Here is a 25,337-nt window from a genome sequence, read left to right as displayed (position 1 = left end):
CATTGCGTTAAAAAAAACCGTTGAATTCAAGCGCGAACCGATAAACTGGCTTGTGAACACGCTTGCGCCATTGCGCACCACAAGCAAGCACTCGTCAAACCAACGGAGGGCATCATGGCCGGTATCGATCAACTCCTCAAGCCAAAGTCCATCGCGGTGGTGGGCGCCTCTGATCACAGTGGTCGTGCAGGCTACGTTGTTACACGCAATTTGCAATCCGGCGGCTTCCAAGGCCCTATCATGCCCGTGACACCCAAATACCAAGCGGTCGCCGGTATCTTGGCCTACAAAACAGTGGCAGATCTCCCCTTGGTACCTGATTTGGCCATCCTCTGTACGCGTGGCGAGATCACGCCTCCTCTTATTGAGCAGCTTGGCGAGCGCGGAGTAAAGCTCGTGATTGTGCTAGCAGCGGGAATGCGGGGGCAATTAAATGCTGAGGGGGTAAGTCAGTACGACGCGATGCAACAGATCGCGGCGAAGTATACCATGCGGGTGCTCGGTCCCAATAGCCTTGGCATGATCTTACCTTGGCTCAATCTCAATGCGTCGTTTGCGCCAGTACCCGCCAATAAAGGCAATATTGCCTTTGTGTCTCAATCAGCCGCCGTTTGTACCACCATCTTAGATTGGGCGCGGAACAAACGCATCGGCTTTTCCACCTTTATCTCGCTCGGTGAAGCGAGCGATATCGACTTCCCAGAGTTACTCGATTTTCTTTGTCGCGACAGTAAAACCGACGCCATTTTGCTGTATGTCGACTCTATACGCGACGCGCGCCGATTTATATCAGCTGCTCGTGCCGCTGCCCGTAATCGACGAATTCTCGTGCTTAAAAGTGGCCGCACACGAGGTGGCTCTGTCGCACTCGAGCAGCTCAGTCATACCAACATTGGCTTAGATGCCGCTTATGATGCGGCTATTCGCCGCTCTGGGATGCTACGTGTCAACAATACCCACGAGCTTTTTGCCGCTGTTGAAACGCTTTCTCACTCGGTACCACTTCGCGGAGAACGCCTTGCGATTATTACCAATGGGGGTGGGCCGGCGGTGATGGCCGTCGATACGCTCATGGATGCCGGTGGCAAACTGGCCACGCTCAGCGAGCAGACGCTCGACGCATTGCACCAGGTCCTTCCCAAAAGTTGGTCGCAAACTAACCCCATTGACATTGTTGGTGACGCCGACATGCAAAGATATCAAGCGGTGATTGATATCGTACTAAACAGTGACGATGCCGATGCCGTGCTCATCATGCACTCTCCTTCTGTCACGGCACCAGGACTAGCGACCGCTAAGGCCATAATCCATTCACTCAAAGAAAACCCGCGCGCGCGTCGATTCAATATTCTGACCAACTGGCAAGGCGAAGGCGATGATGCCACGGTCGCGCGTCTCGCTTTTACCCACGCCGGGTTCCCGACCTATCGCACACCCGAAAGCGCCGTCACCGCCTACATGCACCTTGTAGAATACAGGCGCAATCAAAAGCAATTAATGGAAACGCCCACCTCAACCGGGAGTATGGACTACGACTTGCCCGCCGCTCGCGCCTTTATCGATCAAGCAGAAGATATCGAGCATTTGACCTTAACTACCCATGAAGTCCGTCCCTTGCTCGAAGCCTATGGCATGCAAGTGATATCGACATGGCTCGCCACCGATTCCGTCGAGGCGGCACAAATTGCCGAGCAAGTCGGCTATCCTGTGGCGGTAAAACTCCGCTCCCCAGATATTCGCCATAAATCCGATGTACAAGGCGTGATGCTCAATCTACGCACCGGCGCCGAAGTCGCAAATGCCGCCCAAGCAATTGTTGATCGCGTCGCGGTCACGTTCCCAGAGGCTCGAATTCAAGGCTTACTTGTTCAATCCATGGCTTCCCGCGCTGGCGCGCAAGAATTGCGGGTCACCATCAGCAACGATCCCGTATTTGGTACCATTATTCTGCTGGGTGAGGGAGGCTCGGATTGGGATGTGACCAAAGATGCCGCCGTTGCGATCCCGCCATTAAACATGGCATTGGCACGTTATCTGGTCATTGGCGCGATAAAGAGCGGCAAAATCAAACAACGTGGTTTTCCGATCTCCATTGATATTGCCAGTTTGTGTCGCTTTTTAGTGACCCTGTCACAGATGATCATTGATTGCCCCGAAATTGATGAACTCGATATTCATCCTTTATTGGTGTCTGGCAATGAGCTGACTATTTTGGATGCATCCCTACGATTGCGCGATTACGCAGGTAGTCAACAAAAGCGGTTAGCGATACGCCCCTACCCGAAAGAGCTTGAGCAGTCTATCCAACTCAAAAACGGGCAGACCATTCTGCTGCGCCCCATCCTCCCCGAAGACGAGCCGACGCACAAAGCCTTCGTAGAAAAAGTGTCCGAAGAAGATTTGTATCGTCGATTTTTTTCTGACGTCGGCGAGCTCAACCATGAAGCGCTCGCTAATTTAACCCAAATTGATTATGACCGTGAAATGGCAATCGTGGCTACTTGTCATCTTGCGTCTGGCGAAGAAGAGATTTGGGGGGTAGCACGCTTGCTGGCTGACCCACAAAACACCGACGCTGAGTTTGCCGTGCTCGTGCGCTCCGACCTAAAAGGAGTGGGGTTAGGTCGCGTGCTCATGCAAGCCATCATCGATTATGGTCGTCAAGCGGGGTTGTCGCGGATCACCGGGATGACCATGCCCAATAACCGTGGGATGATCGCATTGGCACAAAAATGTGGTTTTAGTATTGATGTGCAAATGGAAGATGGCATTGTCGATATGCAACTGTCTTTGCACCCAAACCCGCCGATTAACGATTAAGAGCGTCTCGGCGGTCTTCGACTGTGTTCGTACGCCGTGCGATCGGACTCACTGATCGCGGCTAAAGACGAGCGAGCGTCCCCCTATTTCATCGACTTGTCAGCAATAGGCATATCCCCAGCTTGTAAGTAGGGTTCAAGTAGCTTGGGAAGCTGGCGTACTAACCATGACTTAGCATTGCCCATTCGGTTGCGTTTCCACGCCAGCCCGAGCGTTAACTCGAATGGCTCTCCGCCTTTTAAACGTTTCAAACGACCCGTATTAAGGTCATCTTGTATCCAGAACCAAGGTAAGGTACCGATCCCTTGTCCGTTTAAGATGGCTGCGTACTTATCGTGCATTGAGCTGACAGTAAGCCGTGGTTGGTCTTCTAATACATTGAAGGTTTTAGGTTGCATACCTCGCGCGGTATCCGCCACCGCCACCCCGCGATATTTGGCTCGTACATCAGGCTCTACGGGACGCGCTTCTTTGTGAATAGGATGGTCGGGCGCTGCCACCCAGTAGGCACTCATATCGCCCAAAGGCTGAACTTTGATGCCCTGCGGCACTGTGTCGGGAATGGGTGCCACCAACACATCGGTGCGGTCTTGAGCCAGCGCTTCCCAACATCCTGCTAATATTTGTTCCGACAGCTTAAGGCGTGTATTACTTTTTTTCGCCAAGCGCTCAATCAAGGGAAAGAAGAAATGGCTTTTAAATAACCCGTCATACGCTAAGCAAATTTCTAATTCCCAACCATGCGCCAGAGAAGCGGCGTCGGCCACCATTTCATCTGCTGCGTTCAACAGCATGCGCCCACGTTCAACTAATAAATACCCGGCATCGGTGAAGGTTGCACGATGCCCTGAACGGTCAAAGATGACTAAACCGAGCTCGTCTTCCAACTTCTGAACCTGATAGCTCAGCGATGATGGCGCACGATTCAATGATTCAGCTGCCGCGGCAAAACTTCCTTTTCTCTCAATGGCATCAAGCACTTGCAAAGCTTCAAATGATAGCATGACGGTCTCTTAGTCGTTGCCCATTAGGGGCGAGATAACTCATGTTAAACACTATATCAGGGTTTGGCTCACCGCCATATCGCAAATCTGGCGCTAACATGCGCTCGCTTAAATGCAATAAATCAGGCATATAGCACAAAACCATCACGGGTTTGGTTTCCTTTTTAGTGAAGGTGTCATACTGTAAAACAGAGGTGACGATGAGACTAGACCGAATTGAAATAGCAGGCTTTCGTGGTATAAATCGCCTGTCACTGCAAGTAGATGAACTGACCGTTTTAATCGGTGAAAACGCATGGGGAAAATCGTCTCTGCTTGATGCGCTAGAAATTGCATTGCACCCAAGTGGCGATAAACCCCAGTTTAAACGGTCGGACTTTCACGTTGACCATGTCTTAGGTGTCTTGCCTGAACAACAGTTTCAAATCATCCTTCGCTGGCAAGAGAGCTTTCCCGGTGAGCATAAGGCGCGCCGCTATCGTCGTTTTAAACACGTTTGGAATGGGAGCAACGCGGGGTGTCGAACCCTTGATTATTGCTTAAGCGCCACCATCCAAGAAAGTAAAGTCGCGGTACGGAGAGAGTTTTTATCCTCACAAGGCGATATTATTGAGCAAGCAGACAGCGACGCGCTCGCCAGCCACCTAATGCAAATTCACCCAGTTGTTCGTGTGCGTGATGCCAGACGCATGCGCGTGCCAGGGCAAGCAGTGACAAAAGATAACACCCGCCTTGAGCAGCGGTTAGACAACACCTATCGCCGCCTGTTGATGATGCCCGGCCATGTGAATAAAGGCGAGATAAAAAGTGGCCTGCATGCCATGCGTCAATTGCTCGATCACTATTTTGCCGCCTACGAGCATGACCGCGATCCTTATCCCATTCATGCCCCGGGCGCATTAGCCATCACTCATAACCAAATGCACCCGCTCGAAGCGGTGGCCGCCAATACCTCTAATCAAAGTCGGCTCGTGCTCATGGGCTTATTGAGTGCATTTGTCCGGGCGCGCGGGCCAAAACAGCTCAAACGTAATGCGCGGCCAGTGATGTTATTTGAAGATCCAGAAGGGCGACTTCATCCAACCTTACTGAATCAAGCGTGGCGCTTGATTCAGTTGATGCCGATGCAAAAGTTGCTCACCACAAACAGCGGTGACTTGCTCGCAGGCGTACAACTGGATCATATTCACCGACTGGTGCGACACCCCACTGAAACGCATAGCCACCAAGTACCGCCTCACCTTCTTAGCAAAGACGAGCGCCGCCGCGTGACCTTCCATGTCCGTTTTCACCGACCCAGTGCGCTATTTGCACGCTGCTGGTTGCTGGTGGAAGGAGAAACGGAGATATGGCTGTTTAACGAGCTAGCGCGATTGCAAGGTTATGACTTAGCTGCAGAGGGTGTACACCTTATCGAGTTTGCCCAAAGTGGATTACGCCCGCTTATCAAGGCTGCAAAAGCATTAGGTATTGAATGGCATTTGGTGGCGGATGGTGATATGGCTGGTAAGAAGTACGCTGCGACGGCGCGCGGGCAAATAGAGCATCAACCAGAGGGCGCGCGTTTAACCGTGCTGCCTGATAGAGATATTGAGCACTACTTGTACAACAACGGTTATGAGCCTTTGTTTCGCGACATGGCCGGCGTCACCAGTCAACAGCCCCACATGAATGACAAACGTATTATCGCCAAAGCCTTAAAACGCTATGCCAAGCCTGACGCCGCGTTGGCGATCATCGCCTATACCGAGAATGAGTTAAAAGCACCCATTCCCAAGCTGCTGCGCTGGATTATTCAACGCGCAATCGGTTTGGCCAGAGGTGTTGGTTAACGCCTCTGACTCGTCGTATTCGCGAACTATTGCTCCACCCGCTCAAAAAACAGCGTGACTTTGCCTACTTCAATCCCCCACTTGCGCATTGAGGTAACGTTAAAAAGGCGATCTTGGTCTTGCCGAAACATCCAGTCATCAAAGTGAAGCTGATATTCGCTATCGCCGACGGGAACCACTAAATCATAACGCCAATTAAGCGCATTGCCCGCCACAACACCTGTTGCTGTCCCGACGATATCGCCCGCCGTCCCCGTGTAAGTCCCATCAGAGTGACGTTTAATCGTCCAAACCCGGGTTTGCGTTTCGCCATCAGCATACACAAAGGATTCATCCAGTGTCAGTGTGTCGCCTTCTACCACACCGTCGATATCGACAACGAAGCGTCGGGTTTGCTCGCCGGTAAAATCTTGTACCATGCCCCACGCTTTTGTTTGTCCCTCAAAGTACTCAAACAAGTTAAAGTCTGGCTTGCGCCCTTGATAGTCTTCAATGTCGGCAGAGCACGCCGCCAATAGCACAGCACTCACCAATACCGTCAGAATTTTGCCTATCGTCTGCGTCACTTGTCTCATGGCGTTTCTCCTAATAATGCTCGACGATGATCTGGATAGTCAGTGTCTTCTGATAACCAGATTGCGAGAAAGGCATCTGCCAACTCGATGTCCTTGACCGTCAAGGTCTCTTCCCAGTCTTTCCCTTTTGGCTGAGCGTAAAAAACGCCCTTTTGCGCGTGGCGAACAAACGCAAGACGATCGCCCTCTGTTATCTCTCCCCATGCGTTGTCCAGCGCTTGTTGCCAACGCGTTCGTTGTGCTTCCGAAAAGCCCAAGTGCTCCCATTGATCGTTTGTTGCTTTCATCAGTCGTTGGTCACTGATATCGCGCGCGTAGGTAATCACTAAAGCATGAGGCGCTTGCGCTTGATAACGCCCGGTCGGTGAGCGCAGTGATGACTGATATATCGTCCACCAGCCCCAAGTTAGCGTCGCTTCGCCAACTTGTGGCCAGCTTTGCCATGTCATTGAAGACGAGGTCGCCCCCATGGTGGCGTAAGGCGTTGCGAGCGCGAGCATTAATACAAGGTGTTTCACCCACTTATTCATGGCTCTCTCCTTGTCGCGGCAGAACGGACATCTAACTGGTGTTGCAGCCATTGCATCAGGTTAATCAGGATGATGCTGTAGACTAACCAAGTGCCAATCAGCACCGCGCCAGTGACCCATATGGACTCTGGGAAGCTTAAAACCCCTAAACGCTCTCCTGCCCAGTAACTGCTTGCGCCACCCAAACTGCCCAGCGCCGCCATAAACCAAAATGCGCGTGCGAGGATAAGCTCACGCATTAACCACGCAAAGCTGCAAAACCCTAGCCAGAGTAATAGTAGCCACAGCGGCATCACAACGTACTCGGCCTCAACAGCCAACCACTGTGTGTGGAGTAATAAGCTATCTCCAATCAACCCAACAGGCGTAAGCACGGCAATGGCCCACATCACGCTGCGGTCATAAAAGATCGCGCCCAGTAGCATCGCGACCATTAACCACTGAAAGCTCGGCGGGCCAAGCGCCGCCGAAAACCAGTAAACATTGAACAATAAAGAGATAACGACAAAGCGCACAGATTATGCCTCTCGCCAAGCAGGACGGCTTAGGAGTAGCTGGACCGCACTGATCGTACGTTCCTTAAAGCCGCCCTCACAATAACAAAAGTAATAGCGCCACAAACGTGCAAAACGATCGTCATAGCCGTAATCGCGCAGTACCTCCGTCTGCTGATTGAAGCGTGTGTGCCAATCAGCCAAGGTTTGTGCGTAATCCAAGCCGATGTCTTTTAGATCTCTGATCACAAAATCGGTTTGAGCGGTGAGGTGAGACAACAATACGCTCACTGAGGGTAAAAACCCTCCGGGGAAAATATGCTTTTGAATAAAGTCGACGTTACGGCTGTAATGCTCGTAGCGCTGATCAGCAATGGTGATCGCTTGGATGGCCATTAAACCACTGGGCTTAAGCAATGACTGGCATTGACGGACAAAGGTATCTAGATACTCTTTCCCCACCGCTTCAATCATTTCAATCGAAACCAGTTTATCGTATTCACCGGTCAGATCACGGTAGTCTTTTTGTAGCAGCGTGATCTTATCTTCCAGCCCTTCTCGCTCGACACAGGCTTTTGCCCAAGTATATTGCTCTTGTGAAATCGTGGTAGTGGTCACGCGGCAGCCGTAATGCTTAGCCGCGTAGACCGCCATTCCTCCCCAGCCAGTGCCAATCTCGAGCAAATGATCGTTTGAGGTCAGCGCCAGCTGTCGGCACAGCCGGTCCATCTTTTCCACTTGGGCCTGCTCTAGGGTCATTTCTTTGTCAGTGTAAATAGCACTGGAATATAGCATTTGCTCATCAAGAAAATGACGGTACAAGTCGTTGCCGAGGTCATAATGTGCTGCGATATTGCGGCGTGCGGTCTCTTTTTCATTGCGATTGCGCCAGTGAGCCAGCTTGTTCCCTATTCCCACCAGCCAGCCAGTGTGCTTTTCAATTCTGTCGATAGCAGGCAGGTTGCGAGCAAATACGCGAATTACGTCGGTCAAATTCGGTGATTCCCACCAACCATCGATGTAAGCCTCGGCCGCCGCAATGCTACCGCCGGTTAAAATCCGGGTGTAAAAACGTGGGTCGTGTACCAGCACGGATGCATGTAATTGTGCCTGAGGATCACCACACTGTAAGGTTTGGCCCTGCTCATCAACCAGCGAAATACACGCTTCATCAACATGTGCTAGCAGGGTATAAACCAACTGTTTAGCGTAGTGCTCTTTACGTGTCAGTGTGCGTTGACTCTGAGGTACGTCCGTTGCAGACATAATTACTCCTTCTTCGCACTCGGGTGCGGATAAAACGGTGCGCCCTTTATCCAAAGTTTGAGCGCTTGCCAATAAATACCAATGACAACTTTTACTGTTTCCATCGGCGTCCGGATCAATAACTTACTCAGTGTTTTTGACGTAAATGGACGTCGCTGCAGTCCAAGTGTGGCGTCGAATTCTTTCTGTTGTCGGTGAGCCTCGAGGTGCAAGTGAACCCGCGTACCTAAAGGGCGAAGACGCCAGTGATAACGTTGCTTAATGGGATTAAACGGAGAGACATGAAACGCTTTGTCATGCTCATACCGCTGACCCGCAGGCACGGCATAATAATGCCGCTCTCCCCACGGGGTATTACTCACTTCGGCTAATAAATAACGCCAGTTATGGGCTTGGTCATAGAGGTAATAAAAGTTGGCCGGACTGAAATACACGCCCAAATAACGTAGCTGGCACAACGCATACACTTTCCCCTCAATGCGCTCGCCCGTCAGTTCCTGAACCTTATCGATGCATGCCGCTTTGGTGTCGGCTTGTCCATTCAAATAATCGCGATGATCAAAGGCAGCTAACCCCCACTTACCCAAGCGAAACCCTTTGACCTGTGATGCCAGCAAACTGAGCTCATCAAGATCAATCACAGGCATAAACACCGAGTAATTGAACGTGTGTTTTATCGGGCTAAAACGCCGATGCCGCACTTGCCCGACATACAAACCGCTATTTAGTGCTGAAACCGACTCACTCACGAATTAATCCCCTCCACGACATCAAGCGCACTCCGCACACCATCCTCGTGAAAGCCGTTATACCAATAGGCGCCACAGAACCAGCTGCGTTGCTGGCCATTAACCCGATGGCGCTGCTGCTGTGCGGCAACACTGTCGGTATTAAACACGGGGTGAGCATAGACAAATTGCTTAAGAATTTTACTCGGCTCGATCCTGTCGGTTTGATTTAACGTCACGCAAAATGTCTCAGGCGCCTGAATTGACTGCAATATATTCATATTGTAGGTCAAAGCCGCTGGTTCTGTGTCTATTTTGTCTGACAAAGGTAAATGATAATTCCAACTCGCCCACGCGCCTTGACGCTTAGGCAACAGCGACGTATCAGTGTGAAGCACAACCTCATTGTCTTGATAGGGAATCGCCCCAAGCACCTGTTGTTCCGCTTCACTGGGATCAGCCAGCATGGCCAAGGCTTGATCACTGTGACACGCAAAAATCACCTGCTCAAACGCCTGATCACCGGCTTCTGTCGTCACCCACACCGCATCAGGGGTCCGGCGGACCTTTGTCACGGGTGAATTCAGATGGATCTTATCCTCAAAGGCAGGCGTGAGCTTTTTAACGTACTCACGTGAGCCTCCGGGGATCACATACCATTGCGGCCGATTCGTGATATCCAACAGGCCGTGATTTTGGAAAAAACGTAAAAAGAACGCCAAGGGGAAGCCACGCATATCCGACAAGGTAGATGACCAGATAGCCGCGCCCATGGGGAGAATATAGTTTTGACAAAAATAATCACTGAACCCATGTTGATTGAGAAAGTCGCCCAGTGTATTGAGTGCGCCTTGCCGCTCGGCCTCCCCCGTTTCGTGTGCGTCGCGCGCGAGGCGGTTGAATCGCATGATCTCCGCCAAAAAGCGGTAGAAGCGTACATTGATGACATTACGCTTCTGCGCAAATAACGAGGACAGGCTATGCCCGTTATACTCCAGTCCATTCGCATCATTGCGAACACTAAAGCTCATCTGAGAAGGTTGACGACCCACACCAATTTCATTGAGTAAACGTTCATAATTCGGGTATGTGCGATCGTTAAAAACGATAAACCCGGTGTCAATCGCGTACTGTCCACTGGCGACGTCGACATCGACCGTGGCCGTGTGGCCCCCCAAATAATCATTCGCTTCAAACAAGGTGATGTCATGCTGTTTATTGAGATAATGAGCACACGTCAAACCGGCAATGCCTGAGCCGATGATGGCAATTTTCATGATTTAGTTCCTTGTCATACGTCGTGCGAGAGCTCGCTGCCAGGACATAGGCAATAGCGCGAGAAACTTGAGAATAAAGGTAAATTTTCGCGGAAAATGTATTTCCGTTTTTCCTTTTGCCAATCCTTGTTGAATCGCCGCCGATGCTTGCTCCACCGTAATGCGCATTGGCATCGCGAAGTCGTTTTGGTCTGTCAGTGGTGTCTTTACAAACCCTGGCGAAATAAGTGACACCGTCACTCCTTGTTGCGCCAGATCTGCCGATAAGGTGTTGGCTATGTAGCTAATCGCCGCCTTCGATCCGCCGTATGCCTCCGCACGTGGCAGCGGCATGTAACTGGCCGACGAGCCGACAATGGCAAGATGCGTAGTGTGGGTGAACCGACTCTGTAGTGCTTCAATACAGTGGAGGACGCCGAAGACATTGATCTCAAAAACGCGTTTAAACAGCGCCACATCGACTTTGCCATGGTCGATATACTCACACGTCCCAGCATTTAGAATAATTAAATCGGGAAAGACGCTTAGGTTACTCAGCGCTTGATGCGTTTTTTCGCCATCCGTGGCATCAAACGCCAATGCGTCTAATGATGCGTGATCGCGAGCCATGGTGTTGAGCTTGTCTTGGTTTCGCCCACAGGCCGTTACCTGCCAACCTTGACGTGCATAGTCTCTTGCCAATTGCTCACCAATTCCCGACGTGGCACCGGTAATCAATACGTGTTTCATTGTCCTAGCCTCGTTTTGATATGTTTGAGCAGGCGACCTATCACAGGCAGCGCCTCGTACAGCATTTCACCTAAGTCGAAGTAATCACGATGGCGAATGATTTTGCCGTCATAAAAACGTAAGTGAGAGCAGCCCTGAACTTGTCGCGTTTTCCCCCCATCCAACTTGGGATGCGTTAACATCATGGTCCAGGTCACAAAGGCATCGTCTCCGTCTACCGCGGTCGTGTGTATATGAAATTGACAATCGGTAACGTTTTCGTACAGCAGCGAAAAATACTGGATAAACGCTTCTAAGCCGGTTATCTCATGCGCCGGGTCGACAAACACAATCTTGGGGTGATAAATCGTCGCCAGTGATGACAAGTTATCTTTATTGAGCGCTTGATAGGTCGTCACAAATTGCGACACACCGACATGGGTTGGCGAGCGAGTCATGGTGTTTGCTCCTGAGGCTGATTCTTCGCCGCTTCAAAAATGGCCAGCGCCTTTTTGCGCTGAGTGGCGTGATCCACCACCGGACGCGGATAATCTAGCGTCTGGGCGTAGTGATCTGCCCATTGCCAAGGCTGGTGAATATGCTTGCCCGGCACCTGTTTAAGCGCCGGTAGCCAGCGACGAATAAAGCGCCCATCACTATCAAACCGCTCTCCCTGTGTGGTTGGATTAAAGATCCGAAAGTAAGGTTGAGCATCGGTCCCTACCGACGCAGACCATTGCCAGCCCCCGTTGTTGGAGGCAAAATCGCCATCAATCAGCTTGGACATGAAGTAGTCTTCTCCCCAGCGCCAATCGATAAGTAGATCTTTGGTCAAAAAGCTGGCCACAATCATTCTCAACCGGTTATGCATCCAGCCCGTTTGATTAAGCTGGTGCATGGCCGCATCAACAATGGGAAAGCCCGTTTTGCCCGCCTTCCACGCCTCAAACAATGTAAGGTCGTTATCCCATACCACTGACTCGCCCCAAGCTAAAAAGCTATACTTTTTGCTGATTGCCGGATTTTGTGCACTCACTTCCTGATAGAAATCACGCCAAATAAGTTCCGAAAGCCAGGTAGCTGCCCCTGTATCGGGCTCACGCCAATCGGCATGCTCTTGTTGTAAACGTGCCAAGCATTGACGTGGGGATAACGCGCCAATGGCCAAATAAGGAGAAAGTTGACTGGTGGCATCAACAGCGGGAAAGTCACGCTGTCTCTTATAATCAGCCACTTGCTCGCGGCAGTAACGACGCATGTGCGCGAGGATCCCTTTCTCATCGGACGCCCAGTCCGCGACATCCTCCGTCGGATAATCAAAGTGAATCGGTTTAAGCTGTGAAAAGATCGCGTCGACGGCCGAATTTGTCTCGCGTTTGGGTGGCTTTTGGCGCGGTGAGGCATCCATGCTGTCTAAGGCACGTAAGCAGGCCTTTTTGAAGGGAGTAAACACCTTATACGGTTCACCTTTTCCCGATTTTATGGTGTCCGGTGCAAACAAATTGCGGTCATCATAGGCATACCATGCGATGCCTTTGTCCGCTAACGCCACGCGCGCCTGTTCATCACGCTTGCTTTCATTGAGCTCGTACTCCTTGTTGGCAAATACCGCTGCTGCACCAATGCGGTGGGCATAGTCAGCCACTTTTTCCGCCGATTGAGAAAAATCAGCCGCACGCTCAACCACCAACGGAATGTTTTGCGCGCGAAGCTCTTCACGTAACGCCTCTAGCCGTGCTTTGATAAGGCCCGCTTGTTTGGGGGCAAGATGGTGCGATGCCCACTGTTCCGGTGTCTCAATAAATATCCCGACCACGGGAACGGACGCTTCGCTGGCTGCGCTCAAAGCACGGTTATCCAGCCCACGTAAATCGCGCCGAAACCAGACTAGATGCATAACGTTTTGTTCTCCTTAAGTTCTTCGAGCTCGTCACCGTGTACGGAGCAGATAAAAGCTTGGCTCACAACGTCAATGTCATTTTGAGCAAGACAAAGGCGTACTTGATTGATTTGGGCGCGATCGAGACGACGATTAGCCATTAAGGCCAATGTTGTCACCCCCTGCTCGCGCATCACCTCAACCACCAAATTCAATTGCTGATGCGGACTGGATAATATTGTGACACTGTAACCCTTCTCGTTGAGTGCCATCGCCATAAGCACGCGTTGGTATTCGCTGGTTACCGTTAATGAGACAAGCCAGCATCGAGACTGGGCATGCCGTTTGGCATTCGCCGCCAGCGCCGTTCTGCATCGGTCAATCACGGCGCTTTGCCACAGATCGCGCTGCAATACACGAACCGCTTCATCCTCGTCACCTAACCATTGGTCGACCGGTGTAAAGGCATGTTCAACTAACCAATAAAAGGGGTACTCTTTTAAAATCATATCCAGGGCTTTCCCAAGCCGTTTGACTGAGAATGTATGAATACAGTCAATCAGCTCTTGTGCCACGCTGTCGTCTTCGGCGTCGGCCGACGTGGGACTGTGAGCCAGCAGAGGTTTGACCTTGCTGATCGGTACGCCTTTATCTAACCATTGAAGAATATGAGCGATAGTCTCTACATCTTCTTGGCGATAAAGCCGATGCCCCTTAGCCGTTCGCTCAGGCGCAAGCAATCCATAACGTCGCTGCCAAGCACGCAATGTCACGGGGTTAACCCCTGTTTGATCCGCTACCTGACTGATAGTTAGAGTGTGAGGCGTCTTATAGGCCATAGCGAAGCCTCAGCGCATCAGGATAAGGCTTGAGATAAGCTTGGTTAGCTAAGTACGCATCAGGGTGATTATGAAGATGATGCGAAATCAACGTCAGCGGTGCCAATAAGGGCATCGTGCCCTGACGATACGCATGGATAAGATTCGCTAACTCAGCTTTCTGGCGTTTATCGAGGTTGTTTTTAAAATAGCCTTGCAGGTGCATTAACACGTTGGTGTGTTTTTTACGCGTCGCACGAATGGCAATGGCTTGCATAAACGCGGTGCGGTACTGTTCGAAAAAACGATCAAGGTCATAATGGCCGATGTTGGCCATAAATCGCCCCAGTTCACGGTATTTTTCGGGCGAATGCGCCATCAGTACCAACTTATAGCGCGAGTGGAAATCAACGAGGGCTTTCTTGGTCACCCCTTGCTCGACACTCTTGTAAAGATCATCAAGCGCAAATAGCCGAAAAACAAAGTTCTCTTTGAGAATAGGATCGTTAAGCCGGCCGTCTTCTTCAACAGGCAACCAAGGCATGCGCGCCATCAGTGCCTGCGTGTAAAGCCCTACCCCGGAAATATCTGAGGCGTAACCATTCTCGCGGTAGACTTTCACCCGCTCCATGCCACAGGTCGGTGACTTGGCACAGACAATGTAGCCACGCAGTGCTTTGTGAGCGAGCTCTTCCGCTTTTTGTTCACTGAACGCTGTCATTTTTTCGGTGTAGTCTTTTTGCTGATCTTTGGTTTCTACCATCCTCACTGATAGATCGCCTTTGTCGACTAACCGAATAGCGGGGCGCGGCACCGGGAGTCCAATCCCGACTTCAGGGCACACTGGCACGAAGTCGACATACGGTGCCAACTCTTTGGTGACAAATGGGCTACGCTTATGACCACTGTCAAATCGTACTTTTTCGCCAATAACACAGGCGCTAACACCTACAGGGAATGACATGTCTCACCTCTACACTGACCGCGCAGCATCGGCTACGGAGTTGTACATTTATAATATGTTGTACAACTAAGAGTAGAAGATAGATCAAAATTGTACAAAAAAAATTATTTGTACAAGTAAGTGCCCTGTCGCATCCACGTCAGTTACTGGGTTAACGCCGAGATTTTGTTGGCAGCAAGCGGCCGATCACTGTCTCAGTATTGATACGCGCAATCCCCCATTCTTAGCACTACACTGGAACTATCTGGTTGTCACCATAAGCCTTACGCGCAGGCCCTATGCCTTTATCAACATTCAATGATCACAACGAGGATCCACTCACACTTGCCAGGCGGTCGGCACAGCCTCGTGGCCGTGCGATCATTTTCATCGCGCTCGTCTGTTTTGGTGTGCTCGTCGCGACGTTTTTGTTGTATCAGGCTGCCCAGTCACAACAAGCGCAACGCACAGAAAAGCTTCTCAATGTGGAAGTTCAAGCCTTGTCCAGCGCCGTCGAACGCAGCATTAATACCCAACTCACACGGCTTAGTTCATTAGCCAGTAACATCGAGTTGGATGTGCCCTCGACCTTCTCGACATGGCAAGCTTTGGTGCAACAAACCCAACAAGACAGTGCCTATATTTCATCATTGTTTTGGGCGGACAGTCGAAAGGAAATAAGTTGGCAAACACACGCAGATACCAGCCATAATAAACCGCGTTTTTCGTTTGACGTAGTGGGCGAGCCAGAGGGCCAGCTTGAAACGGATCAGCCCGATCTCACCCGTTGGCGAATTGCTTACCCGATTTACAGTCATAGCCGCGCCGCGCCAAGTTACTATCTTGGCGCAGTCGTTAATCTTGACGCGCTTGTTGGCGAGGTTGCGTCCGACTATCTCAATAAACATCAACACCTCACCATGACCCGCTGGGCAAACGACACCGTGTTGATTGGTGACACCATCTCGCCGTTTGCCGCGGTTGGGTCGGCACCTTTAACCTTAGCAGGTACGCAACCCGCTATGCAGCTCGCGCTTTGGCAAGAGCCAGGCGCCAGTCAATTTATCTCATTACCCATTCTGATTTATATCGCCGGCATGCTTGTGGCTCTTTTATTGGGCGTCGCGTTGTATTTGGCTGAGGTGAATTTGATGTCTCGCCGGGCGGCGCAGACCACGATTGACTATTTAAAAAATGAAATTGAGCAACGCAAAGACGTCGAGCAACAGCTACATTTTATCGCGAATCACGACGCCTTGACGTACCTGCCCAACCGTCATGCCCTCACTCGCTATATTCAGCAGCGTGTACATGAATCTAACGCGCACCCCCACGATCTGGCGTTAATCTGTGTGGACATTGATAATTTGAAAGAGATCAATGATTTGTACGGGCAAGCGGTGCATGACCAGCTTTTAGTTGAATTGGCACAACGTCTACAACGCGTGAGGCAAACCGATGACTATATTGCCAAAATCAGCGACGACCAATTCGCGATTGTCGGCAGCGAGCTTTCACCGCTAAAAGCGGAGATTTACGCGAAACAGATCCGAAAAGCCATTGAGCAGCCCTTCTTCCACGACGCAGAGGAGATTATTGTGACCTGTGCCGTCGGCATTAGTTATCGATACGATGCTTCCATGCCCGCTCAGGAACTGTTGCGTCACGCAGACACCGCGGCGCATCGCGCTCGTCAACTCTCTCATCACAGAGTCGTGGTGTTTCAAATGGCAATGCGAGACCACCTGCATCAGAAAAAGGATACCGAGTACGCCATCCGCAAAGCGATTCAAGGTAACGAGTTGAGCTTACATTTTCAGCCACAAATCGATCTAAAAGATCACAGCATTGCGGGGATTGAAGCCCTGGTACGCTGGCAAGATACAGAGGGCGCGGTGATTTCGCCAGATACCATCGTCCGCACCGCAGAAGACACTGGGCTTATGCGGCAGTTAGGCACTTGGGTGGTCAATGAGGCATTAGAGACCTATGCAACCTTGCTGGCGCAGCACTGTGCCCCCCCATTTATCGCGATAAATATCTCTGGGCATGAATTTCAAGACAGCTTCCTTGCTGATACCATTCTGCGCGCCATTGAACGCCATCAAGTCCCGCCCGAACGTGTGCAAATTGAACTGACAGAACAAGTTTTCATTGAGAACCTTAGCCAAAACCAACATACCTTACACACACTCGCGGCAGCAGGTGTTTCTTTGGCGATTGACGATTTTGGCACCGGATACTCATCTCTGGCCTATCTTAAGCATTTCCCGGTGGACACCGTCAAAATCGATCGCAGTTTTGTCGCCGATCTGCCTCACTGCAAAGACGATATCGTGATTTGCCAAGCCGTCATTAACATGGCGCAATTGCTGAAATTAAAAGTGGTCGCAGAAGGTGTGGAACGTGAAGATCAACGTGACTTTTTGTTTGACCTGGGGTGCCGCTATGCGCAGGGGCACCTTTATTACCCCTCAATGAATATCCATCAGTTGACTGCGCTCCTCACGCAATCACAACCCATCACTCGTTTATTTAATTAATCAACACCATTGTCACGCACACAACAAAAGCGTGCACATAGCGCTTCCTTACGCTGCTTCGGCCATTGCTTTATTTGCCATTCGCGCTGCATCGCCGTTCGCTGTTCCATCGGTTGCGATTGCCACGCCAGTGACAGCGGTCCTTTCCCTCGTAGCGCACGTGCACCTTTACCTTGGCGATGTTGTATCAACCGGCGGCTAACATCCGTTGTTACGCCACAGTAAAGCTGCCCTTGGCGCGTTCGAATCAAATAAACAAACCAAGGCGTATCCATAGGTGTTATCGCTCCAAAACAGCCTCTAACATCTGACGTAGTTCGGCCACTTCTTGCTCCAACGCACCCACTCGCGTCACCAAAGAGGCATCGGTGGTCGGTTCTGGTTCCGCTTGCGGTGCTGAGTTCGCCGGCATATTAACGCCGTCAGTAAATAGGTGTTGATAGCGCGACTCGCGCTTCCCAGCCTCACGCGGCAATTTTTTTACCCAGTTTGACGTAATCATGTCAGCCAATGTGCGCTCGACATCTTCGACACGATTAAAGGCATAGAGGCGCTGTGTACGGGTTCTCAACTCCCCGGGCGTCTGAGCGCCTCGCAATAACATGACACAAAGGATCGCTTTCTGTGGCTCACTGAGGGTTAGGTCGCCAAATTGTGTATTACAGAAACGATGTTGATACTTGGCAACACGCCCACCGCTGCCCTCTTGCGGGCTAACCAGACGCATCTCAATCAAGGTCTCTACGATATCTAATACCTCTGAATCGGCCATCTCATAGACAGGATCACGGTTGCTTTTTTGATTCACGGCGGTGGTCAGCGCATTGAGTGTGAGCGGGTAATGATCCGGGGTGGTGACTTCTTTCTCAAGTAAACAACCGATGACACGTTGCTGATACGGTGAGAGTGTCCTTGACATAGCGATGATCCCATTTAGTCGATTTCATCGAGTTATATCAACTGAATGTCGTGCAAGCAATCACTGCGCCGATAACCGCGCAATAATCCACCCGAGGCGACGATCACCAATACTGGTAGCAGGATCACATCTTACGCATCGGGTTGTACACCAGAGCGCCACCATCTGTGCACAGCTAATGATATACTTGACCAAAATGATGTATGTGGAGTGCACGACATGGGTCTGTTTAGTTCAAAGTCTACCCCGAATCATGGCTTATCGATCGTCGCCAGAAACTGTAAAGTGGTCGGTGATATTGATCTTGAGGGTGATATTCAAATTGATGGATTTGGGGAAGGCAATATAACCCAGGCTAACGCCGTTGTTATCTCAGCATCTGGCCACTTTCGCGGTACCATCAACGCTAAGCATATCACCATCAATGGCTTAGTAGAGGGGCAATGTGATGCAGACGCTATCGATATTCTCTCGCAGGGAAAGATGAAAGGCGTACTGAATACCGAGCAACTGACCATTGAAAAAGGTGGGCTTCTTGCTGGTGAGAACCGTGCCACTCTATCAACAGACACAGTGGTACCCTTAGCGGAACAAGCAAGATCAGACGATAAAGCAAGCAAAGACAAAAAAGCTCATCCACCCTCCTCGAAACAGTCGTAAGGAAGCCTGTGAATGTCCGACTCTAATCAATCCCCCGTCAGCTTTGATAGCTTTTCTCCTGAGCTACAATGCGTGATTCGTTATGAACAAGCCCCTGAAGCCATGTACACGATGATCGCCTCGGTACATGATGCGTCCAGTGCCAGTGTCAAAGAAGCGTGGGAGAAACTGCCTGCCAGTGCGCAAAACATTCTCGACAACTATGATCAATTTCACGCACTCGTCGCCATAAGTCAAAGCTATGCGGGTATCGATGCGCTGAGCGAGCTCGAAAAGGTTGACTTAAGTGATATGTCTGATGAAGGGCGCGACAACTACAAAGCGCAAATTCTTGATGATGTGCTCAGCTCTTGTGTCAAAGATTTATCGAAGCAACTGAAACAAGCACGTTTAAAGCCTGGATTAAAACGCGAGTTTCAAGCTATTTTCCAAAAATAAGAAAGGCCAGTGCCATGCACTGACCCCTATGATTCGCCCCCACCGGTTGGGGGCTTCTTGTGACTAAACAGACGCAATTAAGCGGATTCACTGAGCGGCGTCATCTTTTCACGACGTGCACGCACAGAGGCCGCCAATTGATGGAGCACTCTCTCCGTATCTTCCCAACCAATACAACCGTCCGTAATGCTTTGACCATAGGTAAGCGACTGACCGTCCGTTAAATCTTGGCGACCTTCGACGAGATGACTCTCGATCATCACACCAAAGATGGCTTTGTTGCCTGCTGCAATTTGCCCCGCCACATCTTCGCTGACGTCTTTCTGCTTTTGATATTGTTTGCTGCTATTGGCATGGCTCAAATCAATCATCAATTTTTGCCGTAACCCAGCATCAGCCAGCGCCCCACAGATCTGATCGACATCACCCGCGTAATAATTAGGCGTTTTGCCTCCACGTAGAATCAGATGACAATCCTCATTACCTGCGGTTGCGACGATCGCAGAGTGTCCATACTTGGTCACTGATAAAAACTGGTGCGGTGAACTCGCTGAGCGAATGGCATCCGTGGCAATTTTGATATTCCCATCTGTGCCATTTTTAAATCCAACAGGACATGATAGCCCAGAGGCAAGTTCGCGATGCACCTGAGACTCTGTAGTCCGTGCCCCAATCGCGCCCCAACTAATTAAATCGGCCATATACTGTGGCGTGATCATGTCAAGAAATTCACCCGCCGCAGGCAAACCAGAATCCGCAATATCTAGCAGTAAGTTACGCCCTAGTCGCAGCCCATCATTAATTTTGAAACTGTTGTCTAAATACGGGTCATTAATCAGGCCTTTCCAACCAACCGTCGTGCGCGGCTTTTCAAAATAAACCCGCATCACCACTTCCAAGTCGGCACTTAATGTCTCACGCAGCTGTTTAAGTTTTTTGGCGTAGTCGCGCGCAGCATTAGGGTCGTGAATAGAACAAGGCCCTACAACGACAACCAAACGATCGTCTTGGTCGTTTAAGATCTTATGGATCGCCTGACGTGCATTAAATACGGTGTGTTCCGCCGCGTCGGTCGCTGGAAATTTTTCCAGTACAGCGATAGGTGGAAGGAGTTCTTTTATTTGGTCAATTCTAACGTCATCGGTTGGGTGTACACTCATGGGCTAATCCTGTGTTTGCGTGTCGCTGACTCACGTAGCTGATTGCCACGTTTTCGTTATTCGACTCCTACGCTAACCTGCCACATTCTTTTGTGCAAATATTTTTTTACGCAATAGTAAAAGCCTAAATCAAACAAAACATTGACACATCAATCCTCGTGAATTAATGACGCAATGTGCGCTGTGGTTTAAATATGGGCGCAAGATCGGCTAAGTTATTGCACTGACTACGTTGAAGCTATTACACTGATGTTAAATGCAAATGGAGTAAATGCTGTGATCACACGCCTCAGTAAAGCGGCACTATTGGCCATGACCCTGTCCGTACCCGCTGCACATGCGACCAATTTTGATTACAACCATATTCAGGTCAACGTCCTTGCAAATCCTAGTGGGATTGGCGGGTTGGGACGTTTTGCATTTACGGAAGGCGCACACTTCGTCGCTAAAGGGGATACGCAATTCGAAGGTGACTGGTATACCTCGGGCGGTGTTGGCTTTCATGCCCCAATTAACCAGTTTGTCGATGTGTATGGCGAGCTGGAAGGCGCATGGTTTCGGCGGCCAGACGACGACAAGCACGATACCGGTGATTTTGCCACTGTGATTGGTGCCGGATTGCGCGGCTGGGTAGCCCCACCGATTGAGGCCAATTTGTATGTCGGTTCTATCATTTTTGATCAAGACGACACCACCAGCTTAGTGGAAATTGGCGGGCGCTTTCACTCCACTGAAACCTTGTCGTTAGGCGCAACGTGGCGTGCCAATGGCTTGGAACAAAATCGCTTGATTTTTTCTGTCAGATACCTGTATTAATAGCAAACGGTAACCATCTCACTCCCTTGTGTTGCCGTCCAGTGTGACCTCTCTCACTGGTTATATTGTCAATCTAAACTAAGTTTAAGGTATAGACGTAATCGCTGTTACAAGGCGGGCGTCTTAGTGCGTGGTGCAACTCCCACAGCGATGCTCGTTGTGATTGTGCGTGGGAACTGTCGGAGGGTATAACGATGGTGATGACTCAACGTATTGATGAATTTGAAAGAAAAATCCAAGAAGCCTATCAAGAAGGCAACATTGAAACCGCTCATCGCTTGGAAGAGCAAGTAACGATGTTACGGCGACGTCAACTCAAGCCTGCTGCTGACTTCCAAGCCGCCAGCCAAGTAGAAGACTTTCATGAAGTGTCAGACGGTGACTATTACGACAACTGACGCCGAGCATCGAAACACGTAAGCATAAAAAAGCCTTCTCCATGGAGAAGGCTTTTCATTTTTGCTGAATAAAACGAGTGTGTATAAAAGGGCTCAATCAGCAGATTATTGTGCAGCACGTTCACGGCGAACAATCCACGCCGCAGCAGTGATAAAAGCAACGACCAGTGCAGTTTCCACAGCAATTTTCCCAGTTTAAAAATGATAGACAGAGTGATACGCGTTTCCAGCAGCTCAAGTTGTTCAAAGGATGAGCGCTTTCCAACAGATGGACGTAGTTTACGGATAAATCACTGTAAAATCAGCCGTAGAATCGATCTCACGCAAAGAAAAGTGAGTTTTTTGGCCAACTAGACAGTTGAACGCATAAAGTTTCATCACTTAACACCTTGTGGTGCGACAAAGCGCAGCTTTCACTGTTAGCGATACATCACATTTAACCAAGGACGCCTTTAGTTAGGGAAGTTGCCACGATATTGAGGCAAAGGCAGAGATAAATCGTGGAGAGAGGTTTGATACTCGGCCTAGGCCTTAAAAGTAACATTAAAGTGGCAGAGCAATCGTTATATTGCGTAGTCGAGAGGTTCCGCTACACCATTTGGCATAGCGGAAGCGTCAGTGTTTAATGGTCAGCGCCAACACGCTCAGCCATTACAGCTCGATTAAGACTCAGGTTTGGACTTCTTTTTTACCAAAGGCGCATCACCAACCGGCACATTGGTATAAAAGCTTCTATCTCGCTTTTTTGGCGCCTTTTTCTTGTTCTTAACGGGTGCTTTTTTGGGTTTAGCTGATCTTGAAGGTTTTGCTTTTTCAGCTTTTTTCTCTTTAAAGCCTTTGAACTTTCCTTCAAAGCCTTCAATCTTAGTAAAGTCGAGTTTTTGCTGTAAAAAACCTTCGATATTTTTAAAACTACGCCAATCTTTAGGCCCTACCAGTGAGTAAGCCAATCCTTGCTGCCCAGCACGACCGGTACGCCCTACTCGATGAATGTATTCTTCCGCATGCTTTGGCATGTCAAAGTTGATCACCAAGGACACATTCATTAAATCCAAACCTCGCGATGCCACGTCCGTGGTCACCAAAACCTCATGAAATCCACGCTCAAACTCGTTCATGATCCGGCTGCGTGTGGCTTGGTTCAATTCACCACTGAGTGCAATCGCTTGGTAGCCAGCCTGAGAAAAACGTTCAGCTAAACGCTCTGTGTCAGCGCGTGTCGCGGTAAAAATCATGACTTGCTTATGCGCATTAGCTTTTACCAGTTCCTCAAGCAGCGCATGTTTATGGTCGAGGTGATCACTCAGCACAAAGTGTTGCTCAATATCGCTATGTAGCGCTTCAATTTCCCCTACGGCAATACGTTTAGGAGACTTGAGCATCCCCGCGGCGATGTCTGTCACTTGCTGATGATCCAAAGTGGCAGAAAACATCAGTGTCTGCCTTAAACGGTGATCCGCATGTTGGTTAACCGCGTCGAGCTGCGCTTTAAAGCCCAAGTCAAGCATACGATCCGCTTCGTCCAAAATCAGCATTTCCAATCCCGACAAAGACAAGTGGCGTTGTTCAAGATGATCAGCTAATCGACCTGGCGTCGCGACCACAAAGGTTGGCGACTGGCGAAACACCTTCGCTTGCTCGTTAAAATTCTCGCCACCGAGTACCAAGGCCGGTTTGTGGCTGGTGCCGCTGGTCAACATACGCAGCTGACCATACACCTGTTTTGCTAGCTCACGGGTCGGCGCCAAGATCAAGACACGCGGATCGCGACGACTGAGGGGCTTAGAACGCAACACACGCTGCATAGCTGGCAACAAAAACGCCAGCGTTTTCCCCGATCCTGTTTTTGAAGAGGCCAGTAAGTCTTTGCCTGCCATTACAACGGGGATGGCTTGACGTTGAATGTCTGTTGGCTGTTCAAATCCACGGTGGGCAATAAGCGATAGTAAGCGTCTATCGAGTCCCAGATCGTCAAATTGCAAGGTATCACTCCAAAGGTCAATCAAAAGCAAAAGGCGTGCACACGCCAATTAAGGCGGCGAATGCTATCATACTTTAGCAAAAAACACCGCACCAAAAATATTGATTACGCCACGAATGGAGAGCCACGCTAACATGAATGACACACTACGCTACCAGTGGAAAAAGCTCAGCTTGGTGGAAACCCATACACAGACACCTGATGGTCTGCACCACGTACACCACGTCATACGCCACCCTGGTGCCGCCGTGATATTACCTCTGTCAGAAGATGGCAATATACTGCTGCTCAAGCAATTTCGTCCTGCCATCAATCAATGGATTATCGAAGCGCCTGCGGGCACACTGGAAGCGAAGGAGCCACCGCTAGAAGCCGCCAAAAGAGAGTTAGAAGAAGAGGCCGGTTATGTGGCGACTCGCTGGCATTTTCTCGGCATCGCTCACCCTGTGCCCGGGTTTTGCGATGAAGTGCAGTATTTTTATATTGCCCAAGCGCTCACTCCCACCCAAACGCAATTAGATGACGATGAGTTTATTGCGCCTTATTGGGTGAGCCCTTCCCAGTTACAGGCGCTCGTTGCAAATGGACAAATCACAGACACCAAAACTTGCGCCATTATTCTCCGTGCCCTATTTGATGGGTTGATCCCGACAATGGGCGTCTAACCTCTGAAAAATAAAGCACTAGGCCACAACTTTGTTAACAAGATGTTGACGGCAAATTGAGCACCAAGGTAGCGTAACAGGTACGATCAGATAACAAGGAGTGTCTATGTTCTCGTCTCCGTTAGCACGCGCTAATCAACATTTGTCGTTGTTTGGCTTTTTAAAAGTACCCATGATCGGTTGGTGTCGGCCCAAGATCCTCTCCATCGACGATAAGCATGTCACGATGCGAATCCCGCTGGGGCGACGTACCAAAAACCACCTCAACAGTATGTATTTCGGCGCGTTGGCAGTTGGCGCTGATGTCGCGGGTGGCTTTCTTGCCATGGCCATGGCCGAGCAACGCGGGGTTAAAATTAGCTTAGCGTTTAAATCCGTCAACGCTGATTTTCATAAACGACCAGAGGATGACGTGGTGTTTACGTGTCTTGATGGAGACAAGATTAACCAGATGATCAGTGAATCAATCGAAACGGGTCATCGCGTTAATCAGCCTGTCACCATTGTGGCCACATGCCCAAGCTTACACGGGGATGAGCCTATGGCGACCTTTGAATTGACGCTATCGGTCAAAAAAATCGGCGAATAATCCCCCATCACCGCACTTGTCTCTTTTTATTGTTTGTCACGCCTTCAGCCAGTCTGTATCGTCAATAGACTGGCTTGGTTATCACTACACTATAATCAACCAGTTACATAATGCCTAGCATCATTGTGACTTTGGTTCTGAATTCTCCGTTATATTATTGACTTTACACAACGCCGATAAAATCGCGAGATTGCGGTGAAATTCACCGAGTTATCAACCGTTTTTGTGGATGAAATTCAAGTTATACACAGGCGCTTTTGTCTTAAGGTTGAAACAAAAAAGCACCGTCAAAAC

The 25,337-nt window shown here is 50.0% G+C and carries 25 protein-coding genes; 9 read left to right on the top strand and 16 right to left on the bottom strand.

Features of this window, described 5'->3' with window-relative positions:
- The first annotated feature begins 114 nt into the window (after positions 1-114).
- Positions 115-2,820, top strand: a complete 2,706-nt coding sequence (locus tag WN56_RS15500) for a bifunctional acetate--CoA ligase family protein/GNAT family N-acetyltransferase (protein WP_046075836.1) — start codon at positions 115-117, stop codon at positions 2,818-2,820.
- Positions 2,821-2,903: 83 nt separating this feature from the next.
- On the opposite strand, the gene WN56_RS15495 is transcribed toward WN56_RS15500, so the two are convergent.
- Positions 2,904-3,824, bottom strand: a complete 921-nt coding sequence (locus tag WN56_RS15495; protein ID WP_046075835.1) for a LysR family transcriptional regulator — start codon at positions 3,822-3,824, stop codon at positions 2,904-2,906.
- 200 nt (positions 3,825-4,024) lie between these two features.
- On the opposite strand from WN56_RS15495, the gene WN56_RS15490 reads away from it, so the two are divergent.
- Entirely contained in the window at positions 4,025-5,656 is a 1,632-nt protein-coding gene (locus tag WN56_RS15490; protein WP_046075834.1) for a DUF2813 domain-containing protein, read from the top strand.
- Between the two features lie 26 nt (positions 5,657-5,682).
- Here WN56_RS15490 and WN56_RS15485 read toward each other — a convergent pair whose 3' ends face one another.
- Genes WN56_RS15485 through WN56_RS15435 form a run of 11 tightly spaced genes read right to left on the bottom strand, consistent with a single transcriptional unit; the run spans position 5,683 to position 14,895 of the window.
- Positions 5,683-6,231 carry a DUF3833 domain-containing protein gene (locus tag WN56_RS15485; protein ID WP_156146693.1) on the bottom strand — a complete coding sequence of 183 codons (549 nt, stop codon included), beginning with the start codon at positions 6,229-6,231 and terminating at the stop codon, positions 5,683-5,685.
- A complete protein-coding gene (locus WN56_RS15480; protein WP_052708135.1) occupies positions 6,228-6,761 on the bottom strand; it encodes a hypothetical protein in 534 nt (177 codons plus the stop codon). The genes WN56_RS15485 and WN56_RS15480 overlap by 4 nt, the downstream gene beginning before the upstream one ends.
- Entirely contained in the window at positions 6,758-7,276 is a 519-nt protein-coding gene (locus WN56_RS15475) for a DUF2878 family protein (protein WP_046075833.1), read from the bottom strand. The genes WN56_RS15480 and WN56_RS15475 overlap by 4 nt, the downstream gene beginning before the upstream one ends.
- A 3-nt stretch (positions 7,277-7,279) precedes the next feature.
- A complete protein-coding gene (locus tag WN56_RS15470; protein ID WP_046075832.1) occupies positions 7,280-8,521 on the bottom strand; it encodes a cyclopropane-fatty-acyl-phospholipid synthase family protein in 1,242 nt (413 codons plus the stop codon).
- Between the two features lie 2 nt (positions 8,522-8,523).
- The gene (locus WN56_RS15465; RefSeq protein ID WP_046075831.1) at positions 8,524-9,270 is read right to left on the bottom strand and encodes a DUF1365 domain-containing protein; all 747 of its coding nucleotides are present in this window, start codon (positions 9,268-9,270) and stop codon (positions 8,524-8,526) included.
- Positions 9,267-10,526: an NAD(P)/FAD-dependent oxidoreductase gene (locus WN56_RS15460; protein WP_046075830.1), complete on the bottom strand. Its 1,260-nt coding sequence runs from the start codon at positions 10,524-10,526 to the stop codon at positions 9,267-9,269. Before WN56_RS15460 ends, WN56_RS15465 begins: the two co-directional genes overlap by 4 nt.
- A gap of 3 nt (positions 10,527-10,529) precedes the next feature.
- Positions 10,530-11,255, bottom strand: a complete 726-nt coding sequence (locus tag WN56_RS15455; protein WP_046075829.1) for an SDR family NAD(P)-dependent oxidoreductase — start codon at positions 11,253-11,255, stop codon at positions 10,530-10,532.
- Positions 11,252-11,692, bottom strand: a complete 441-nt coding sequence (locus tag WN56_RS15450) for a nuclear transport factor 2 family protein (protein WP_046075828.1) — start codon at positions 11,690-11,692, stop codon at positions 11,252-11,254. Before WN56_RS15450 ends, WN56_RS15455 begins: the two co-directional genes overlap by 4 nt.
- Positions 11,689-13,131, bottom strand: coding sequence for a deoxyribodipyrimidine photo-lyase (gene phrB, locus WN56_RS15445; RefSeq protein WP_046075827.1), 1,443 nt, complete (start codon positions 13,129-13,131; stop codon positions 11,689-11,691). The genes WN56_RS15450 and phrB overlap by 4 nt, the downstream gene beginning before the upstream one ends.
- Positions 13,122-13,952: a MerR family transcriptional regulator gene (locus WN56_RS16655; RefSeq protein ID WP_052708134.1), complete on the bottom strand. Its 831-nt coding sequence runs from the start codon at positions 13,950-13,952 to the stop codon at positions 13,122-13,124. Before WN56_RS16655 ends, phrB begins: the two co-directional genes overlap by 10 nt.
- A complete protein-coding gene (locus WN56_RS15435) occupies positions 13,942-14,895 on the bottom strand; it encodes a DUF523 and DUF1722 domain-containing protein (protein ID WP_046075826.1) in 954 nt (317 codons plus the stop codon). Before WN56_RS15435 ends, WN56_RS16655 begins: the two co-directional genes overlap by 11 nt.
- Positions 14,896-15,173: 278 nt before the next feature.
- On the opposite strand from WN56_RS15435, the gene WN56_RS15430 reads away from it, so the two are divergent.
- A complete protein-coding gene (locus tag WN56_RS15430) occupies positions 15,174-17,417 on the top strand; it encodes a bifunctional diguanylate cyclase/phosphodiesterase (RefSeq protein ID WP_082084478.1) in 2,244 nt (747 codons plus the stop codon).
- On the opposite strand, the gene WN56_RS15425 is transcribed toward WN56_RS15430, so the two are convergent.
- A complete protein-coding gene (locus tag WN56_RS15425) occupies positions 17,414-17,692 on the bottom strand; it encodes a GIY-YIG nuclease family protein (RefSeq protein WP_046075825.1) in 279 nt (92 codons plus the stop codon). The two genes, WN56_RS15430 and WN56_RS15425, sit on opposite strands and share 4 nt — an antisense overlap.
- A gap of 5 nt (positions 17,693-17,697) precedes the next feature.
- Positions 17,698-18,336: a YceH family protein gene (locus WN56_RS15420; RefSeq protein WP_046075824.1), complete on the bottom strand. Its 639-nt coding sequence runs from the start codon at positions 18,334-18,336 to the stop codon at positions 17,698-17,700.
- Positions 18,337-18,555: 219 nt separating this feature from the next.
- On the opposite strand from WN56_RS15420, the gene WN56_RS15415 reads away from it, so the two are divergent.
- Together WN56_RS15415 and WN56_RS15410 are read left to right on the top strand one after the other, a co-directional pair.
- Entirely contained in the window at positions 18,556-18,996 is a 441-nt protein-coding gene (locus WN56_RS15415) for a polymer-forming cytoskeletal protein (RefSeq protein ID WP_046075823.1), read from the top strand.
- A gap of 12 nt (positions 18,997-19,008) precedes the next feature.
- Positions 19,009-19,434, top strand: coding sequence for a DUF3069 domain-containing protein (locus WN56_RS15410; RefSeq protein WP_046075822.1), 426 nt, complete (start codon positions 19,009-19,011; stop codon positions 19,432-19,434).
- A gap of 77 nt (positions 19,435-19,511) precedes the next feature.
- On the opposite strand, the gene aroG is transcribed toward WN56_RS15410, so the two are convergent.
- On the bottom strand, positions 19,512-20,594 hold the full coding sequence (gene aroG / locus WN56_RS15405) for a 3-deoxy-7-phosphoheptulonate synthase AroG (protein WP_046075821.1): 1,083 nt from the start codon (positions 20,592-20,594) through the stop codon (positions 19,512-19,514).
- A gap of 276 nt (positions 20,595-20,870) precedes the next feature.
- Here aroG and WN56_RS15400 point away from each other — a divergent pair, with 276 nt between their 5' ends.
- A complete protein-coding gene (locus WN56_RS15400; RefSeq protein ID WP_231637467.1) occupies positions 20,871-21,410 on the top strand; it encodes a hypothetical protein in 540 nt (179 codons plus the stop codon).
- A 200-nt stretch (positions 21,411-21,610) separates the two neighbouring features.
- Positions 21,611-21,808 (top strand): hypothetical protein, encoded by a 198-nt coding sequence (locus WN56_RS15395; RefSeq protein ID WP_131825352.1) that lies wholly within the window; start codon positions 21,611-21,613, stop codon positions 21,806-21,808.
- Positions 21,809-22,470: 662 nt separating this feature from the next.
- Here the strand turns inward: WN56_RS15395 and WN56_RS15390 are convergent.
- A complete protein-coding gene (locus WN56_RS15390; protein ID WP_046076061.1) occupies positions 22,471-23,790 on the bottom strand; it encodes a DEAD/DEAH box helicase in 1,320 nt (439 codons plus the stop codon).
- 133 nt (positions 23,791-23,923) lie between these two features.
- Between WN56_RS15390 and WN56_RS15385 the strand changes: the two genes are divergently transcribed.
- Positions 23,924-24,454: an NUDIX hydrolase gene (locus WN56_RS15385; RefSeq protein ID WP_046075818.1), complete on the top strand. Its 531-nt coding sequence runs from the start codon at positions 23,924-23,926 to the stop codon at positions 24,452-24,454.
- A gap of 106 nt (positions 24,455-24,560) precedes the next feature.
- A complete protein-coding gene (locus tag WN56_RS15380; RefSeq protein ID WP_046075817.1) occupies positions 24,561-25,043 on the top strand; it encodes a PaaI family thioesterase in 483 nt (160 codons plus the stop codon).
- Positions 25,044-25,337: the final 294 nt, after the last annotated feature.

The organism is Salinivibrio sp. KP-1, assembly GCF_000968645.1.
Lineage (GTDB): Bacteria > Pseudomonadota > Gammaproteobacteria > Enterobacterales > Vibrionaceae > Salinivibrio > Salinivibrio siamensis.
This window is presented reverse-complemented; position numbering and strand designations above follow the sequence as displayed.

Bases quoted from the DNA above. Each gene is read 5' to 3' on its own strand.
- WN56_RS15480 (WP_052708135.1), bottom strand. From the start codon at position 6,761: ATGAATAAGTGGGTGAAACACCTTGTATTAATGCTCGCGCTCGCAACG.
- WN56_RS15485 (WP_156146693.1), bottom strand. From the start codon at position 6,231: ATGAGACAAGTGACGCAGACGATAGGCAAAATTCTGACGGTATTGGTG.
- WN56_RS15385 (WP_046075818.1), top strand. From the start codon at position 23,924: ATGAATGACACACTACGCTACCAGTGGAAAAAGCTCAGCTTGGTGGAA.
- WN56_RS15455 (WP_046075829.1), bottom strand. From the start codon at position 11,255: ATGAAACACGTATTGATTACCGGTGCCACGTCGGGAATTGGTGAGCAA.
- WN56_RS15380 (WP_046075817.1), top strand. From the start codon at position 24,561: ATGTTCTCGTCTCCGTTAGCACGCGCTAATCAACATTTGTCGTTGTTT.
- aroG (WP_046075821.1), bottom strand. From the start codon at position 20,594: ATGAGTGTACACCCAACCGATGACGTTAGAATTGACCAAATAAAAGAA.
- WN56_RS15410 (WP_046075822.1), top strand. From the start codon at position 19,009: ATGTCCGACTCTAATCAATCCCCCGTCAGCTTTGATAGCTTTTCTCCT.
- WN56_RS15490 (WP_046075834.1), top strand. From the start codon at position 4,025: ATGAGACTAGACCGAATTGAAATAGCAGGCTTTCGTGGTATAAATCGC.
- WN56_RS15425 (WP_046075825.1), bottom strand. From the start codon at position 17,692: ATGGATACGCCTTGGTTTGTTTATTTGATTCGAACGCGCCAAGGGCAG.
- WN56_RS15435 (WP_046075826.1), bottom strand. From the start codon at position 14,895: ATGTCATTCCCTGTAGGTGTTAGCGCCTGTGTTATTGGCGAAAAAGTA.
- WN56_RS15430 (WP_082084478.1), top strand. From the start codon at position 15,174: ATGCCTTTATCAACATTCAATGATCACAACGAGGATCCACTCACACTT.
- WN56_RS15460 (WP_046075830.1), bottom strand. From the start codon at position 10,526: ATGAAAATTGCCATCATCGGCTCAGGCATTGCCGGTTTGACGTGTGCT.
- WN56_RS16655 (WP_052708134.1), bottom strand. From the start codon at position 13,952: ATGGCCTATAAGACGCCTCACACTCTAACTATCAGTCAGGTAGCGGAT.
- phrB (WP_046075827.1), bottom strand. From the start codon at position 13,131: ATGCATCTAGTCTGGTTTCGGCGCGATTTACGTGGGCTGGATAACCGT.
- WN56_RS15420 (WP_046075824.1), bottom strand. From the start codon at position 18,336: ATGTCAAGGACACTCTCACCGTATCAGCAACGTGTCATCGGTTGTTTA.
- WN56_RS15495 (WP_046075835.1), bottom strand. From the start codon at position 3,824: ATGCTATCATTTGAAGCTTTGCAAGTGCTTGATGCCATTGAGAGAAAA.
- WN56_RS15500 (WP_046075836.1), top strand. From the start codon at position 115: ATGGCCGGTATCGATCAACTCCTCAAGCCAAAGTCCATCGCGGTGGTG.
- WN56_RS15450 (WP_046075828.1), bottom strand. From the start codon at position 11,692: ATGACTCGCTCGCCAACCCATGTCGGTGTGTCGCAATTTGTGACGACC.
- WN56_RS15395 (WP_131825352.1), top strand. From the start codon at position 21,611: ATGACTCAACGTATTGATGAATTTGAAAGAAAAATCCAAGAAGCCTAT.
- WN56_RS15470 (WP_046075832.1), bottom strand. From the start codon at position 8,521: ATGTCTGCAACGGACGTACCTCAGAGTCAACGCACACTGACACGTAAA.
- WN56_RS15415 (WP_046075823.1), top strand. From the start codon at position 18,556: ATGGGTCTGTTTAGTTCAAAGTCTACCCCGAATCATGGCTTATCGATC.